Source organism: Caballeronia sp. INML1, assembly GCF_023631085.1.
GTDB classification, from domain to species: domain Bacteria; phylum Pseudomonadota; class Gammaproteobacteria; order Burkholderiales; family Burkholderiaceae; genus Caballeronia; species Caballeronia turbans.
In genome coordinates, this window is sequence record NZ_JALQDT010000051.1 from 506,015 (window position 1) to 523,131 (window position 17,117).

Sequence of the window (17,117 nt, forward strand, 5' to 3'; positions counted from 1 at the left end):
GCCTTGTCGGCTAACGGCTAAGGATTGGCGGTTCAAAACCGCCGGCGCGATCCCAAAATGTCAGAAATATCGTGAGCGAGAGAAGCGAGACGCTTTGCGCGGCCCGGTCAGGCGTCGCATGCGCCAGACGGCCTACGAGGCACGACACAATGGTGTAGTCGCTTAAGTCGTGGGGGCCGGAAATAGGTGCGAAAGGCAATTGACGTCCGATAGCGCTTGAACCATAGTCGGAATTCGTTCCCGCCGGCGCGCATGGCGCGCGGTGAGAGAATACGAAGGATTGCTGTTGCGGGACTGCGTTCCTGCGTACAGGCGCGACGACCCGGCGCGCATTGGCGGCCACGCGATTTTGGCAACCTCACGCACATGTCCTTCGAGGGCTCCAGCATGACCACGCGTCTGACGTTCCCCGCATCCATGTTCTCCGTCGTCTGCCAGCGGTGCGGCAGCACGGTGCGCAAAAACGCCGACAGTTGCCCCAATTGCGGCGCCGACCGCAACGCCGCGTTCGGCCAGCAGCGCGAGACCGCCTCGGGCAAGCCGCGCAAGAATGTTTTCGAAGAAGCGGCCGCGCCGCTCGCATCGGCATCGGCATCGGCATCGGCATCGGCGTCTTCTGCGATCGGCTCCGATGGCACCGAGCGTGTCGAGCCGGGCCTGCGCCCTCGCTGGACCGAGCGCGCGAGCGAGCGCATCGCTCAGAAGGCGGCGGAATATCGCGCGCGCCGCGCCGAGGAGTCGGCACGCAACGCCTATGCCGACTCCGGCAACGATCCCGATGCCCTGCCCGGCTCCGAGCGCTGGAACACGAAGAAGACGGTCATTGCGAGCGCATGCGGGCTCGTACTGCTGCTCGGCGCCATGTTCTATTACCAGCTCGGCGATTCCGACGGCGGCGGCACGCCGTCAGCCGATCACAGCGTCTCGGGCGCGATCGACTCCAAGGTCGGTTCGCTCATGCGCGGCGCGACGGACGCGCCGGCTGCCGCCGAACATCGCGTCCTGGCCGATGCGCGCGCACTCACCTCCGGCGATACGCTGCAAGGCGTACGCGCCGCGCTGGATCAACACGATCTCGCTACCGCCCGCGCGCGCCTCAGAGTTCTTCCGGCGCAGCAACAGGCGCGTGCGGACTACGAAAGCCTGAAAGACGAACTGGTCAAGCGTGAAGCGCAGCGTGACGCCGCGTTGCAGCTCGCACGCGCCTGCGAGCGGACCTCGGCGTGGGCCTGCGTGCAGCAGAACGCGGGCGAGGCACTCGCGCTCGACGGCAGCAACATGGAATCCCAGACCATGCTCGAACGCGTGGTCTCCCACGCGGGATGGCTCGCGCCGACGGCAGCGGCGGCGCTCGCCAAAAAGGTGCCGGGCACGACGCCACCGCCGGCCGCCGCGAATACGCCCGACGCGACGAACACGGCAGCGGCCGCCGCCCCGCCCGCGCCGCTTCCCGCACAGGCAAACGTTGCAGCGGGCGCGCCAACGACGAAGCCGAACATCTTCGCGCAGCGCCCCCCCGTGGAGCGGCGTGCGGGTCAACGCAGCGCCGCCGCGCGCCAGACCGACGACGAAGCCGCCTACGAATCCCGTGCCGAGAAGATCGCGCGTGCTCAGGCGGCCACCGCCGCGATCACCGCGATGACGATCGCACCGCCCGCCGCGCCTACCGTCGCCACGACGATGACAAAGCCCGCGCCCGCCGCGCAAGCGCCCACGCAGGCGGCCGCGCCCGCGCCCTCGGCGCAGGCGACGACGCAGGCCGCTGCGCCCGCGCCATCGCAGCCGGCGGCGAGAACCGCTCCGGCTCCCGTCACGCAGGCGGCGCGCACGCCCTACTATCTCGGCGACGAAGACGCGCAGCCGTCCGCCGCGGCGAGCCCGCGTTCCGCAAATCCGCGCGCGCCCTACTATCTCGGCGATGAGCCGCCCGCGCAGGCCGCTCGCCCGGCCAATCCGCGTGGCGCGTATTACCTCGGTGAAGATCCGCCGCAACCTTCGGCGCCGGCCGCGCGGGCCGCCGTGCCGCGGCCGCCGCAATCCGGCAACCAGAGCAGCGCGCTGCCGCCTTCCGCGGCAACGATGCAAGCCGCCGTGCCGCGCCCGCCCGCGGCCGCAGCAGCGCAACCCGTCACGCAGACTCCGGCGGTGCAGCGCGTCCTGCCGGCCGTGGGCCAGCCCGTCGCGCAGACGAACGCGTCGCCGCGCGGCACGCAGGCGAGCGCCAGCGCGTCGCCCCAGTTCGCCACCGCGCCGGCGGGTTCGCGTCTGGACTCCGACAAGTCCGAGGAGCTCGAGCGCGCCATCAAGCAATACGGCTGGAGCGGCGGCGACCCGGCTTCGAAGCCGTCGCGCTGAAAAAACCGAAAGAACGACCCAAGTACAAGAACACGCAGAGACAACAACCACGCACGGCAAGCACGCGGACCCGCACCTTTGCGCCGAGCCGCATGTGAGTGACCGGGCATGAGCGAATTGCGCGCTTCGCTGACGAGATCCGCGTCGCGCGAGTTTCAAAAGCACCCGTCCAACTACGATCAAGGGTCAATCATGTTCACCACAAAAAGCATGCGCAACGCCGCACGGGGTGCGCTCGCGCTCCTTGCCATCGCCGGGCTGATCGGCGCGGGGTCGAGCTTCGCCGCCGATCCGATCCCCTACAAGATCACGACGGGTCAGGAACGCGGCACGTATATCCAGATCGGCCAGGACTTGTCGAAGTATGTGGCCGAACCGGCGGGCATCGAGCTGGAAGTGCTGCCGTCGAAGGGATCGGCTGAAAACGTGCAGCGCATGCGCTACGAGCCCGGCGTGAAGTTCGCGCTCGTGCAGTCGGACGTGTATCAGGCGTACATGGACATGGCGACCTCCGGCAATGCAGACGCGGGCAAGATCATCAAGCCGTTGCGGCTCATCATGCCGCTCTATGACGAGGAGATTTACTTCGTGACGCGCGCGGACTCGCCGATGAAGTTCATCCACGAGATCAAGGGCAAGAACATCAGCGTCGGGCCGATCGGCAGCGGCACGGCGCAATCGGCCGAGACGCTGTATCGGCTGATGTTCGGCGAGCCGATCGCCGATGCGAACGAGCAGCATCTCAACAACGAGGATTCGCTCGCGCGGCTGATCGTCGGCAAGATCGACGTGGCGGTGATCGTCGCGGGCCAGCCGGCGAAGCTCTTTCAGGACATGAATCCCGAACTGCTGAAACAGATCAAGCTGCTGCGCCTCGATTCCAGCGCGCCCGAAACCGCGCGCGCGAAGCAGACCTATTTCCCCGCGACGATCCGCACGTCGAGCTATCCGAACTGGATTCAGGAAGACACGCCGACGCTCACCGTGAAGGCCTTCCTCGTGACCTACGACTATGGCTTGCGCGGCACGGTCGGCGCGCTGTCGAAATTCGCGGATTCGCTGTGCACGAACTTCGACACGCTGCAGGCCAACGGCCATCCGAAGTGGAAACAGGTGCACCTCGAACTGCCGCCGCTCACGCGCGGCTGGAAGTACTATCCGCCGATGGAGAAGCACCTGCGCGCGTGCATCGCGCAGCGCACGGCGGCGGAGCAATCGCAGGCGCCGGCGCGCAGGGTCGCCGCGCGCGACGCGGAAGCGGCCGCGCAGAAGCCCAAGAAGGCGAGTTGCAGCGCACAGGAAAAGCTCTTGCTGCTGTGCGATCAGTGATGCCGCGAAGCTAGCGGGCGAGCGTCGGCATGAGCGCGGCGAGGCGCTTCATGCCGCGTTCGATCGCCGCGGCGTCCGTTCCGCCATAGCCGAGCAGCACGCCTTGTTGCGCCGGCTCGCCCGCGTAGAACGCGCGGATTCCATACAGCCCGACCGACACCGCGCGCGCCGCCGCGACCACATCGTCCTCTCGCAGCGATCCGGCAAGCCGCGCGACGAGATGGATGCCCGCCGTCGACGGCAGCGGCTCGAACCAGGGCGCAAGCTCGTCGCTCAGGCTGTCGATCAGGATCGCGCGGCGTTGTGCGTACGCCTTGTGCATGCGGCGCAGGTGCTTCGCGTATTCGCCGTCGAGCATGAACGCGCCGAGCGCCGTTTGCGTCAGCATGCAGCTGTGCCAGTCGCAGGTTTGCTTCGCGTTCCAGATCGGTTCGGACAGCGTCGCGGGCGGCACGACGTAGCCGAGCCGCAAATCGGGAAAGAGCGTCTTCGAAAACGTGCCCACATACGCGACCAGTCCCGCCCGATCCAGACTTTTCAGCGATTCCACCGGCCTGCCCTCGAAGCGGAACTCGCCGTCGTAGTCGTCCTCGACGATCACCGCGCCGCGCTTCGCGGCCCACTCGAGCAATTCGACGCGCCGGTCGAGACTCATCGGCATGCCGAGCGGAAACTGGTGCGACGGTGTCACGTAGACGAGCCGGGTATTGCGCGGCAGCTTTTTCACGACGATGCCCTCGCCATCGACCGGCACATGCGCGATCCGTGCGCCGAGCGCCGCGAACAGCGCACGCGCCGGCGGATAGCCGGGTTCCTCGAGCGCGACGACATCGCCCGGCTGGATCGTGACGCGCGCGAGCAGATCGAGCGCCTGCTGCGCGCCCTGCGTGACGATCACGTCCTGCCAGTTGCACGCGACCGCGCGGCTGAACCCGAGATAACGCGCGATGCCGAGCCGCAGTTCCTGTTCACCGCCCGGGTCGCGATAGCCCGCCACGCCGCCGTCCGCGCGCGCCTGCGTGCGCAAAGCCTGATAGAGGCAGCGCCGCCACGCCTCGTAGGGAAAGAGCGATTTGTCGGTCACGCCGCCCTTGAAATCGCAGTCGAGCGTTTCGTGGGCGGGCGGCATCGGCATCGCCATGCGTTCGGGCATCTTGCGCCAGATGCCGGTCGCACGGGCGCGGGCCGAGACCGGTTCGGCCTGCGCGGAGGGCAGGCGCGTGAGACCATCGGCGACAAACGTGCCGTCGCCCGCGCGCGTGCGCAGATAACCTTCGGCGATGAGCCGCTCGAAGACGTCGAGCGTGGTCTTGCGCGAAACGCCGAGCTGCACGGCGAGATCGCGCGTGGACGGCAACCGCGTGTTCGCGGCCAGCCGGCCTTCGACGATGCCCGCGCGCAGTTGGCCGTAGATCTGGCCGGTGAGATCGCGACGGCCGTGCAGGGTGATGTGAATGTCCAAGGGCAGCAGCGACCGACATGACTACAGTTGATTGGCACCCGTACGCCCGGATCATCGGGCGGGAAGTGCTTAAGCGTAGCGCCTTTTGACAGTTCGCCTAGCTTCCGAATACCGTCTGACACAAAGACTCGCCCTCCGCGCTCAGCGAGGCGCTTCCCGTCCCTTCCTCGCTTACCTGCATATCGACGAGGCCGCTTTCCGCGAGCCCCGTCAACTGCCGCCGCAACGTGCTCATCGGCAAGCCCGCCTGTTTCGCGAGCTTGGCGAACGACCACGCGCGCCCGGGCGTTTCCGTGCGCGCACGCCACAACTGCGCCAGCACGGCGACGAGCGCCGGATCGATGTCATCGCTCATGCGCGTTCTCCCATGTTCCTATGCCTGCCCGCGCGCGCGCCGATCTCGCCGACGAGCTCGCCGAGCCGCTGCAAGGCGGCCTCGCTCTGCGCGGTCCACGGATAACTGTAGTTGAGCCGGATGAAGTGACTGAAGGCGTTGCGCGTCGAGAACATATAACCCGGCCCGACCGTGATGCCGCAGTCGAGCGCCGCGCGATACAGCACCATCGAATCGACGCGTTCCGGCAATTCGACCCACAGCACGTAGCCGCCCTGCGGCGCGGACGTCCGCGTGCCCGGCGGAAAGAAGCGCTCGACCATCGCGCTCATGATGCGCGACTGCTGCCGATACAGCCTGCGCACGCGTCGCAGATGCCGGTCGTAGCCGTCCTGCCGCAAATAATCCGCGATCGCGACCTGCGGCACGGAGGGCGTCGTCAGCGTGTTGAGGAACTTGAGCTTTTCGACCTGCGCCCGATACCGGCCCGGCATCGCCCAGCCGATGCGGTACGACGCCGTCAGGCTCTTCGAAAACGATGCGCAATGCAGCACGAGGCCTTTGGTATCGAAATTCTTCAGCGTCGACGGGCGTGCATCGCCGTAATACAGCTCGTGATACACGTCGTTTTCGATAACTGGAATCTCGTGCGCCGACAGCAGATCGACCAGTTGACGTTTGCGTTCGTCGGGCATCTGGAAGCCGAGCGGATTCTGGAAGTTGGGCATCACCATGCACGCGGCGATCTTGCCGCGCCCGATGATCTGCGAGAGTGCTTCGATGTCGATGCCATCGGCCGGATGCGTGGGCACTTCAATCGCGCGCATGCCGAGACGCTCGATCGCGTGCAGCATCGCGTAATAAGTCGGGGACTCCACCGCCACCGTGTCGCCCGGCTTCGCGACGGCCTGCAGGCTCAGGTTGATCGCCTCCGTCGCGCCGACGGTAATGACGATTTCGTCCGGATCGACCGGCACGCCATTTTCCGCGTAACGCCGCGCGATCTGGCGGATCAGTTCCGGATTGCCCGGCGGCAGATCGTCGATGAGATTCCAGCTCGAATGCCGACGCGCGATCGCGTTCGCGTACTGGTTGATGCGTCGCCACGGAAACGGCGCGGGATCGGGATACGGCGAGCCGAACGGCACGGCGTCGTGGGCGCCGATGCTGCGCAGTGTCGAGAGCACGAGCCGGCTGACATCGACTTCGGATGCCGTTGCGATCACGCGCTTCGGCTGGCTGTGCGCCGCGCCCGCCTGCGGCTTCGCGCGCACGAAGTAGCCTGACTGCGGGCGCGTCTCCAGAATGCCGCGGCTTTCGAGAATGGCGTAGGCGTGCAGCACCGTCTTGATGCTCACGCCGTGCTGCTGGCTCGCCTGCCGTACGGACGCGATCTTCTCGCCCGGCGTGAATACGCCGCGGCGAACGGCTTCCTCGATTTCATCGGCGAGCTTCTCGTAGAGCTTCAACGCGCGCGCTCCCTTTTCGTTTTATTTCGGATGTGACGTGCAGTCTAGGTCAAAACGCCGCAACTGTACTCCTCGTATTTCATATTTTCTGTGCGCCGCGCGCGGTTCGGGCCACAGTAATCTTGGTGTCGTCGCTTGCCTGATCGAAAACGAACGCCATGAAGAAGCCGGAACCACGCATTGAACCGTACACGCATCCCGCCGCAGGCTGGGGCGCGTTGAAGCAGGTCGCCATTAACCTCGTCAAGGAGAAGGTGGCGGGCGGAAACTATCGGACGCTCTTCAAGCAGAATCAGCCCGACGGTTTCGATTGCCCCGGCTGCGCGTGGCCGGACCGCGAGCACGGCTCGACCTTCGAATTCTGCGAGAACGGCGTCAAGGCCGTCGCAGCCGAAGCGACGAGCAAGCGCGTGACGCCGGCCTTTTTTGAGGCGCACACCGTCTCCGCGCTGATGGCGCAATCCGATTACGAGCTGGAGCAGCACGGCCGGCTCACGGACCCGCTCGTCTATGACGCAAAGCGCGATCGCTACGTGCCGATCGAATGGGACGACGCGTTCGAACTGATCGCCTCGCACCTGAAAAAGCTCGACGATCCGGACCGCGCCGCGTTCTACACGTCGGGCCGCGCGAGCAATGAAGCCGCGTTTCTGTATCAATTGTTCGTGCGCATGTACGGCACCAACAACTTCCCCGATTGCTCGAACATGTGCCACGAAGCGACGAGCCGCGGCTTGCCGCATACCGTGGGCATCGGCAAGGGCACCGTCACGCTCGACGACTTCGAGCACGCCGACACGCTCCTGCTCTTCGGCCAGAACCCGGCGACGAATCATCCGCGCATGCTCGGCGAGTTGCGCGACTGCGCGAAACGCGGCGCGACCATCGTGTCGATCAACCCGCTGAAGGAGCGCGGCCTCGAACGCTTCGCGAGTCCGCAGCACACGCTCGACATGCTCTCGCCGAAGGGCGTGAAGATCAGCTCGGTGTTCATCCGACCGAAAGTCGGCGGCGACTTCGCGCTCATCAAGGGCGTCGCGAAGCGCGTGATCGAACTGGACGACGAGGCCCGCGCGAGCGGCGGCGAACGCGTGCTCGATGTCGATTTCATCGCGCAGCACACGGTCGGCTTCGACGCGTTCGCCGACGACCTGCGCGCCGAGCGCTGGGACGCAATCCTCGAAGAATCCGGCGTGCAAATGGACGATCTGCTCAAGCTCGCCGATATCTACGGGAAAGGCCGCGCCGTCATCGCGACGTGGGGCATGGGCCTCACGCAGCACAAGAACTCCGTGCCGACGATTCAACTGCTCTCGAACCTCATGATGATGCGCGGGAACATCGGCCGGCGCGGCGCGGGGCTATGCCCGGTGCGCGGCCATTCGAACGTGCAGGGCGACCGCACCGTGGGCATCGAGGAAAAGCCGACGCAGGCGTTTCTCGACCGGCTCGGCGCCGCCTACGATTTCGAACCGCCGCGCGAGCACGGCTACGACGTCGTCGAAACTATTCACGCGATGCTCGAAGGCAAGGTGAAGGTGTTCATCGGACTGGGCGGGAATTTCTCCATCGCGACGCCCGACACGCCGCGCACCTGGGAAGCGATGCGCTCGTGCGATCTCACCGTGCACATCACGACGAAGCTCAACCGCAGCCATCTCGTGCACGGCCGCGACGCGCTCATTCTGCCGACGCTCGGCCGGACGGAAATCGATCTTCAGAACGGCGTGCCGCAAGGCGTGAGCGTCGAGGATTCGATGAGCATGGTGCACATCTCATACGGCATGAACAAGCCGGCCTCGCAGAATCTGCTTTCCGAAGTGGCGATCGTCGCGCGCATGGCGCATGCGGCGCTCGGCTCGGAGAAGGTCGACTGGCGCGCGCATGCAGCCGACTATGCGTTGATCCGCGACGGCATCGAGAAAGTGCTCGATGGCTTCGAGCGTTACAACGAACGTCTGAAGCAGCCCGGCGGCTTCCATCTGGGCGTGGCCTCGCGGGACCGCGTCTGGAACACGCCGAGCGGCAAGGCCCAGTTCATCGTGCACGAGATTGCATTCGACACGCCGATCCACCGTGCCCGTGCGCTGTACGGCGAGCGCCTGATGACACTCATGACGACGCGCTCCCACGATCAATACAACACGACGATCTACGGCCTCGACGACCGGTATCGCGGCGTGTACGGACAGCGGCACGTGCTGTTTGCCAACCGCGACGACATCGACATGCTCGGCTTCGAGCCGGGCGAACTCGTGGATATCACGAGCGTCTGGGACGACGGCGTCGAGCGCCGCGTAAACGGCTTCACACTCGTGGAATACGACATTCCGCGCGGTTGCCTCGGTGCGTACTATCCGGAGACCAACCCGCTCGTGCCGTTGTCATCGGTCGCGGATGGCGCCGGTACGCCGACGTCGAAGTCCATTCCCGTGTTGCTGACGTCCGCCAGTCGGGCCATTGCTGCCTGAAACTGCTCGCGGGCGACATGTTGCAGAGCGCGTGAAGACGCGCCTTCTGACGATGACGGATGCGACGTTCGAGCGCGGCCGCGCCGCTGAACCGGCGATCGACGAATGCGCCCAGCATGGCAAGGATCGCGACCCACGCAATCCATCCGGCGGCGAAACTCTCGAACTGGTGGCTGAACCATGCGCCGCCCAGCATGGCGGCGGCGAAGACCAGCATGACCAGCATGAGCGGCGGACAATGCTCGTGTTCGATATGGGAGCTGTTGCAGGCTCCCATGCCTAACTGGTAGCCGCTCAAGGAATACGCGCCGATGGAGTGATTCATTCCGATGTCCGAACTGTCGTCGATTAGTGTTTGCACCAATCTACGCAGTCGGAGAGATCTACAACACCAGATTACTCCGAACCTCTGTTGCAGCGTTCCACGTGATTGACTTTCGTGAAAACGCGGAAAACGCGGCGGCGCGCTACTTCGCCCCGGCGAACTCCTGAATGTCGGCATCGGCTTCGCCCGCGAGCGGCACGACGCCGGACGGCCCCGTCGCATGCGGCTGCAACAGCAGCGCGACCAGTCCGCTCCAGCCTGTCTGATGCGATGCGCCCACGCCGCGCCCGTTGTCACCGTGAAAATATTCGTGAAAGAGCACGAGATCGCGTGAGCGCGGATCGGCCTGAAGCAACGGATACGCGGCCATCACGGGACGTTCGCTGTTCCTGTCGAGCAAAAAGAGCGTGGTCACGCGGCGCGCGAGTTCATCGGCGATCTGCGCGAGGGAGAACTTCTGACCCGAGCCCGTCGGATACTCGACGCGGAAATCGTCGCCGTAATAGCGATGGAACTCGTGGATCGATTCGATCAGCAGATAGTTCACCGGCATCCACACCGGACCGCGCCAGTTCGAATTGCCGCCGAACACCCGCGAGTCCGATTCCGCCGGCAGATAGCGGATGCTGAAGCTCTCGCTGTTGTGATAGAAGACGAACGGGTTGTCGAGATGCACGCGCGACAGCGCGCGCACACCGTGATCGGAGAGAAACTCGGTTTCGTCGAGCATACGTCGGAGCAACGCCTTCATGCGATGCCCGCGCAACAGCGAGAGCAGCACACTGTTGCCCTGCCCGGCGACGTTCCAGCGCGACACGAGCCGCGCGAGGTCGGTGCGATGTTCGAGGAACCAGTGCAGCCGCTCGCGCAACTCGGGCAGCGAGCGATACACCTTCGGCTCCAGCACGTGCACGGCGAAGAGCGGAATCAGCCCGACGATCGAGCGGATGCGCATCGGCACGGCGGACCCGTCCGGCAGACGCAGCTTGTCGTAGAAGAACTCGTCTTCGCTGTCCCAGAGACCGGTATCGCAGTTGTCCTCGCAGCTCACCGCCTCCGCGATATACAGGAAGTGCTCGAAGAACTTCACCGCGATATCGACGAACACCTTGTTTGCATACGCGAGTTCCAGCGCGATGCGCATGAGGTCGAGCGCATACGCGGCCATCCAAGCGGTGCCGTCGGCCTGATCGATGTGGCCGCCCGTCGGCAGCGGCGACGAGCGATCGAAGATGCCCACGTTGTCCAGCCCGAGAAAGCCGCCTTGAAAGACGTTCTTGCCCTCGGCGTCCTTGCGGTTGACCCACCACGAGAAGTTCAGCAGCAGCTTGTGGAACACGAGTTCCAGAAAATCGCGGTCGCCACGGCCGGTGATCGCGCGGTCGATCTCGTAGACGCGCCACGTCGCCCAGGCATGCACGGGCGGGTTCGCGTCGCTGAAAGCCCATTCGTAGGCGGGCAACTGGCCGTTCGGATGCTGATAGCGGTCCTTCACGAGCAGGAGCAACTGGCGTTTCGCGAACTCCGGATCGATCAGCGCGAACGCGGCGGCATGAAACGCAAGGTCCCACGACGCGTACCAGGGGTATTCCCATTTGTCCGGCATCGACACGATGTCCGCGTTGCACAGATGCCGCCAGTCCGCATTGCGTCCCGAGCGGCGCTGCTTCGGCGGCTTCGGCTGGAGCGGATCGCCGTCGAGCCAGCGCGTCACGTCGAATTGATAGTACTGCTTCGACCACAGCATGCCCGCGAGCGCCTGGCGCTGCACGAGCCGCTGATCGGCATCGGCGATATCGTGTTGCAGCGCGCCGTAGAATTCGTCCGCTTCCGCGAGGCGGCGCGCGAAGAGTCCTTCGACGTCGAGCGGCACGGCGTCCGGAGCCGACTCGGGGCGCCAGCGCATATACACCACGGCGGTGCCGTGCGGCTCCAGTTCGAGATGAGCATGCGCGGCGGCGCGCGTGCCGGTGTCGCGGCGAATCGCGCCTTCGTCGCCTTGCACGATGTAATCGTTGAAGCCGTCCTTGAACGGCCCCTCGCCTGCCATGTGAAAAAGACGCCTGACGTTGGTCTCGTTTTCGCAGAAGAGCCATTCGATGTCCGCGGCATCCGGCGACCATGCGGTGACGACCATCGGCTCGTGATTGCCCTGTTGCGCGAGCACGTACGTGCCCTCGCCCGGCACCGTTTCCACTTTCAGCGACGGCCTGACCGGCGTCGGCTTCCACGACCACGTATTGCGCGCCCAGATCTGCGGCAGCACGTCGAGCGCAGCGGAGACGTCGCCGCGATTCTCGATCGTCACGCGCATCAGGATGTCGTCGGTCGTGTGTTTGGCGTATTCGACCTGCACGTCGAAGTAACGCCCGTCGTCGAATACGCCGGTGTCGAGCACTTCGTACTCGGGCATGTCGGCGCCGCGCCGCGCGTTTTCATCGACGAGATCGGCGTATGGAAACGCCGCATGCGGATACTTGTAGAGCATGCGCATGTAGGAATGCGTCGGCGTGCCGTCGATGTAGAAGTACAGCTCCTTCACGTCCTCGCCGTGATTGCCCTCCTGGTTCGTCAGACCGAAGAGCCGCTCCTTGATGATCGGATCGCAGCCGTTCCAGAGCGCGAGCGAAATACACCAGTTGAGCTTGTCGTCGCCGAAGCCGGCGAGACCGTCCTCGCCCCAGCGATACGTGCGGCTGCGCGCATGATCGTGCGGAAAGTATTCCCACGCGGTGCCGAACTCGCTGTAGTCCTCGCGCACCGTGCCCCACTGGCGCTCGCTCAGATACGGCCCCCAGCGCTGCCAGCGCGGGCATTCCTGCGAATGGAGCCTCGAACCCTCGACGGTATCGATCTGATTGACGGGGCGCGATTTCGGCATGGGCCTCTCCTCGTTGGCGGCGTGCGAAGCCGCGGGCAAGACTCGTAATTTAGCGCGTTTTGGCGGCGGCCCGCGCGCGGCGCGCCTACTGCGCGCCGAGCAGTTTTTCGATGCGCAGAAGCTCCGCGAGCGACCACGCCTGGAAAGGCGTGCCGCCGGGCGCGTGAGGCGCGTCGCCGTCGGCGACCTCGCTGATGTGATCGAGGCCAAAGCGGTCCAGATGCGCGTAGAGCGGCGACAGAAAGCGCTCGCGCGCGCCCGCCGCGCCGTGCACGCGCACCCACGCGTCCACGAACGGACCGATCAGCCACGGCCACACGGTGCCCTGGTGATACGCACCGTCGCGCCCCAGCACATCGCCCGCATAGTGCGGCTTGTATGCGGGGTCGGACGGCGCGAGCGTGCGCAGGCCGAGCGGCGTGAGAAGCTCAGTTTCGGCCTGCGCGACGACGGCGCGTGCGATATCGCCATCGACGAGTTGAAACGGCAGCCCGCCGACCGCGAAGATCTGATTCGGGCGAATCGAGCGATCGAGCTTGCCGGGCTCGTGATCGGCGTCGACGACATCGAAGAGCGTGTGTGTGTCCGGATCGACGAAACGTGCGGCGAACGACGACAGCGCCTGATCGCGCAACGCCTGCCAGCGCGGATTCCACGCGCTTGCGATCCGAAGCGCGTTGATCCATAGCGCCTGCACCTCGACCGGCTTGCCGATGCGCGGCGTCACGACCCAGTCGCCCGCCTTCGCGTCCATCCACGTGAGTTGCACGCCGGGCGTGCCCGCGCGCAGCAGGCCGTCCGTATCGGCGGCGATGTTGAAGCGCGTGCCGGACGAATAGCCCTGCAGGATTGCGTCGGCGGCGCGCTGCAGGCGGCTCGTCGTGGCGGCGTGGGCGAAACCAGTCGCGAGAAAGTCGTGCACGGCGACGATGAACCACAGCGATGCATCGACGGCGTTGTACTCCGGCAGACCGCCGCTGTCCGGAAAGCGGTTCGGCACCATGCCTTCGGAGATCGTGTCGGCCCATTCGAGCAGGATCGATTCCGCTTCCTGGTGACGGCCGCACGCGAGCAGGAGGCCGCGCATCGAGATGAAGGTATCGCGGCCCCAGTCGGTGAACCACGGAAAGCCCGCGATGATCGTGCGCCCGACGTTGCGATTCACGACATACGCGTCCGCGGAGCGCGCGAGCCGCGAGCCGGACGCCGCGCGGCGCTGCGCTTCCCGCGACGCCAGACGCGATGCATGCGCGATCGCGCTGTCTTCGAACGGCTTCTCGCGGCCCGCGTGCGCGTGCAGGATCATCACGGCGTCGCCGCGCGTGAAGTCGAAAGTGAACACGCCGGGCGTCGCGAGGTCTTCGGTGAAATCGAGCCCGCGCTCGCGTTCGCGCGCATAGCAGAAATCGCGATACCAGTCGGGCGCGTGCTTATACGCGCCGTTGGATGTCGCGCAGATCGTGGGCAGATCGCCGTACGGCAACCATTGCACGCGCTCGCCTTCGAGCGTTGCATCGAATGAAAAATTCGGATTCTCGTGATGCAGCGCGTGATAATCGCGGCCGGAAAGAAGCGGACGCACTTCGAGCTTCGCCGCGCTCGATGCCCCCTCGAGACGCCAGCGCAGCACGGTTTCGCGGCTCTCCTTCGCGACGAACACTTCCGCCACGACGACCGAGTCCGCGTCGATGCGATATCGCCAGGTGGGCCACGGTTGGGTGTCGAAGGACAGCAGGCTCGCGGATGCGTCCGGGTAGAGCACATCGGGTGCGTAGCGCTGCATCGTCAGAGGGAAGCGCCTGCCGTCCAGGTCGAGCCATGCTTCGATGCCGTTGACGAGCACGACGCGTCCCGCGGGCGGCTGCGTCGCGGTGAGCAGCAGCGCCTGATAGCGCCGCGTGCGCATGGTGCCGACGGTGCCCGAGGCGAAGCCGCCGTATGCATCGGCTTCGAGCCATTCGTCTTCGAGATTGCTTTGGTCGGGGCGATCGATTCGGGTCATGCCGTCGACCCCTTCAGGCGATAGTCCCTGAGTGCCTTGCGCGCCTTGCGCTGGATCGCGCGCTGCATCGGCGGCGTCCAGCCGAACAGCCAGCCGCTCACGCCGAGCGCCTGACGGCTCCAGCGCCAGAGATCGAAGACGTCCGTATGCTCGACGATGAAGCCGTCGCGGATCGCGAAGCGCGACTCGATTTCGTTGACGACGCGGCGACCGGTCGCCGAATAGGTATAACGCGCGACGGCTTTCGCGCTTGCCGTCTGGCCGACCGAAGCGATGTTGTCGTAGGTGAGCGTGAAATCGGCGGCGCGGCCGAGGAGCATGCGCCACATGTCGGCGGCTTCCTTGCCGCGAAGCACGCCGAAGGCCGGATCCTGGAACTGGATGTCGGGGGCGTAGCAGGCGGACATCGATTCGGCGTCGCGGTTCTGGAACGCTTTGTAGAAGCGTTCGATCAGGTCGGTGTTGGCGTTGGGCATGTGCTTTTTTTTGCTTGTCGGGCCTCTTGTGCCTGGCGTCGTGGAATTCTGATTCGTGTCGGTCTATCGGCACTGCCCCTGTGCGGGGCGGCAGTTACTTTCTTTGATCAGCAAAGAAAGTAACCGGAGAAAGCAGCTTGATACGCGCGCGGCCACACGCAGCGGCCATGCTTGCCAGCCCATCGCGGGCTGGGTAGCGAGTGCCCTCAGAGGCCCAACCGGGCTTGAACCGCGCCCGGTCTGTCGAGCTAGTACTTTGCCACGTGGGCTCAGCAATCATACATCCGGCACAGCGCTACGCGCTGCCGCCCGGCATGCGAGGGAAACAGACGTGCGGCAAATGCAGTGAGATAGGCGGCTAATCGTCTTCGCGATCCTCTACCACCGCGAGAAACGTTTCAATCTCCGTGCGCCGCCCCGATGGACCCGTCGGCCGCGAAGCGGGCCGGAGCCTTTTGGTGCTGAACCAATTCGCTATGCGGCGCGAGGCGACAGACCGTGCGCGAGCCAAGCCGATTAGTCTTGTGAGGGCGACACTTAGGCAGCCCACGATCACATGGCACGCGTGGCCAAACTGCGTGTGACCGCGGGCTTAACGAGCTGCTTTCTTTGGTCACTTTCTTTGCAGCAGCAAAGAAAGTGACTGCCGCCCCGCACAGGGGCAGTGCTAATAAACCGACACGAACACGGGATCCGGCGAGAGAAAAAACCTCACCCCACCCAAACCATCACAGCATGAATAAGCACTCCAACCGCCCCACCCACCAACGTCCCATTCACGCGAATGAACTGCAAATCCCGCCCGATATTGAGCTCGACGTCCCTGACGAGCGTCGCATCGTCCCATTGCTTGACGGTTGCGGCGATATGCTTCGCGATCCCGTCACGCAACTCCGGCGCAAGCGCCTTCAACGCATCGCGCATATGCTCGTTGATCGAATCGCGCAACGCCGGATCGCTCCCGAGCGCTTCGGCAAAACCGCCCGCCATCGCCACGACCTTCGCGTGCAGCGATGAATCCGGCCGCCTGATGTCCGCATCGAGCCATGCGATGAACTCGTCCCACAGCCCGTTCACATAGCCGCGCAATTCGGGCCGCTCGAGCCATTCGCGCTTGTGTTCGTCGATGCGCGCCTTGAACGAAGCATCCGTCTTCAGCCGCCCGACGAATCGCTCCACGGCCGCATCGAAGGCCTTGCGGCGCTCGTGCTCCGGATCGCTGCTCACGTCGTGCAGCCATTGATTCGCACCGCGCACCAGACCAGCCGCGAACTTGTTGCCGAGATCCTCGGCGTTCAGCCCGACGAAACCCAGCATGCCGATGAGCTTCGGATACTCCTCGCCCGCCACCGCGACGATGCGCGTCGCCAGCATCTCCTGAACCTCGGGCTTGTCGAGCCATGCAGCCATCTGCTTCAGGCCTTCATCGAGCAGCAACTGATGACGACGGTCGGACGTCAGCGTCGACAGCACGCTGCCCGCCGCGCTCGCGAGATCGAATGCGTCCGCGCGGCGGCGCAGCGTGTCGTAGAGCATGGTCTTGACGCGTTCATCGTCGACGAAAGACAGCAACTGGCCGACCGCCGTCACCGCCTTCCGGCCGAGCAGCTCCGAGTTCTTCGGTTCCGCGAGCCACATCGACAGGCGGCTCGCCGGATCGAACGCATTCACGCGCGCGACGAGCGCATCGGTGCCGAGAAACCGGTCGCGCACGAACACGGCGAGATTGTCCGCGACGCGCGCCTTGTTCGCCGGCAGGATCGCCGTGTGCGGAATCGGCACGCCGAGCGGATGGCGAAACAGCGCGACGACCGCGAACCAGTCCGCGAGCGCGCCGACCATCGCGGCTTCCGCGAACGACGATACCCATGCCCACACACCCGCGTCGTGCTGGCTCTTCGCGAGCGCAAAAAGGCAACCCGCCGCGACGAGCAACGCAGCGGCGAACCATTTCATTCTTCTGAGCGCAACGGCTTTGTCCTGCGCTTTTTCCTGCGTTTCCATCTATGTTGT

The 17,117-nt window shown here is 65.4% G+C and carries 11 protein-coding genes; 4 read left to right on the forward strand and 7 right to left on the reverse strand.

What is annotated here, in order from left to right; translation table 11 throughout:
• The first annotated feature begins 387 nt into the window (after positions 1–387).
• A complete protein-coding gene (locus tag NCR38_RS18520) occupies positions 388–2,355 on the forward strand; it encodes a zinc ribbon domain-containing protein (protein ID WP_061118066.1) in 1,968 nt (655 codons plus the stop codon).
• 192 nt (positions 2,356–2,547) lie between these two features.
• A complete protein-coding gene (locus NCR38_RS18525; RefSeq protein WP_086961029.1) occupies positions 2,548–3,684 on the forward strand; it encodes a TAXI family TRAP transporter solute-binding subunit in 1,137 nt (378 codons plus the stop codon).
• 10 nt (positions 3,685–3,694) lie between these two features.
• On the opposite strand, the gene NCR38_RS18530 is transcribed toward NCR38_RS18525, so the two are convergent.
• The 3 genes from NCR38_RS18530 to NCR38_RS18540 all read right to left on the reverse strand — a co-directional run bounded on the left by NCR38_RS18530 (position 3,695) and on the right by NCR38_RS18540 (position 6,949).
• Positions 3,695–5,146, reverse strand: a complete 1,452-nt coding sequence (locus NCR38_RS18530; protein ID WP_061118065.1) for a PLP-dependent aminotransferase family protein — start codon at positions 5,144–5,146, stop codon at positions 3,695–3,697.
• A 97-nt stretch (positions 5,147–5,243) separates the two neighbouring features.
• Positions 5,244–5,501 (reverse strand): helix-turn-helix domain-containing protein, encoded by a 258-nt coding sequence (locus tag NCR38_RS18535; RefSeq protein ID WP_061118064.1) that lies wholly within the window; start codon positions 5,499–5,501, stop codon positions 5,244–5,246.
• A complete protein-coding gene (locus tag NCR38_RS18540; RefSeq protein ID WP_061118063.1) occupies positions 5,498–6,949 on the reverse strand; it encodes a PLP-dependent aminotransferase family protein in 1,452 nt (483 codons plus the stop codon). Before NCR38_RS18540 ends, NCR38_RS18535 begins: the two co-directional genes overlap by 4 nt.
• A gap of 158 nt (positions 6,950–7,107) precedes the next feature.
• Between NCR38_RS18540 and NCR38_RS18545 the strand changes: the two genes are divergently transcribed.
• Both NCR38_RS18545 and NCR38_RS18550 read left to right on the forward strand, forming a co-directional pair.
• Entirely contained in the window at positions 7,108–9,420 is a 2,313-nt protein-coding gene (locus tag NCR38_RS18545; RefSeq protein ID WP_061118062.1) for an FdhF/YdeP family oxidoreductase, read from the forward strand.
• Positions 9,421–9,451: 31 nt separating this feature from the next.
• Positions 9,452–9,703: a hypothetical protein gene (locus NCR38_RS18550; protein ID WP_061118061.1), complete on the forward strand. Its 252-nt coding sequence runs from the start codon at positions 9,452–9,454 to the stop codon at positions 9,701–9,703.
• A gap of 184 nt (positions 9,704–9,887) precedes the next feature.
• On the opposite strand, the gene NCR38_RS18555 is transcribed toward NCR38_RS18550, so the two are convergent.
• The 4 genes from NCR38_RS18555 to NCR38_RS18570 form a co-directional block, all read right to left on the reverse strand.
• Positions 9,888–12,626: an MGH1-like glycoside hydrolase domain-containing protein gene (locus tag NCR38_RS18555; RefSeq protein ID WP_061118060.1), complete on the reverse strand. Its 2,739-nt coding sequence runs from the start codon at positions 12,624–12,626 to the stop codon at positions 9,888–9,890.
• Positions 12,627–12,711: 85 nt separating this feature from the next.
• Positions 12,712–14,628 carry an amylo-alpha-1,6-glucosidase gene (locus tag NCR38_RS18560; protein ID WP_061118059.1) on the reverse strand — a complete coding sequence of 639 codons (1,917 nt, stop codon included), beginning with the start codon at positions 14,626–14,628 and terminating at the stop codon, positions 12,712–12,714.
• Positions 14,625–15,104: a nuclear transport factor 2 family protein gene (locus tag NCR38_RS18565; protein WP_061118058.1), complete on the reverse strand. Its 480-nt coding sequence runs from the start codon at positions 15,102–15,104 to the stop codon at positions 14,625–14,627. Before NCR38_RS18565 ends, NCR38_RS18560 begins: the two co-directional genes overlap by 4 nt.
• Positions 15,105–15,815: 711 nt before the next feature.
• Positions 15,816–17,108 carry a DUF445 domain-containing protein gene (locus NCR38_RS18570; RefSeq protein ID WP_061118057.1) on the reverse strand — a complete coding sequence of 431 codons (1,293 nt, stop codon included), beginning with the start codon at positions 17,106–17,108 and terminating at the stop codon, positions 15,816–15,818.
• Positions 17,109–17,117 lie beyond the last annotated feature (9 nt).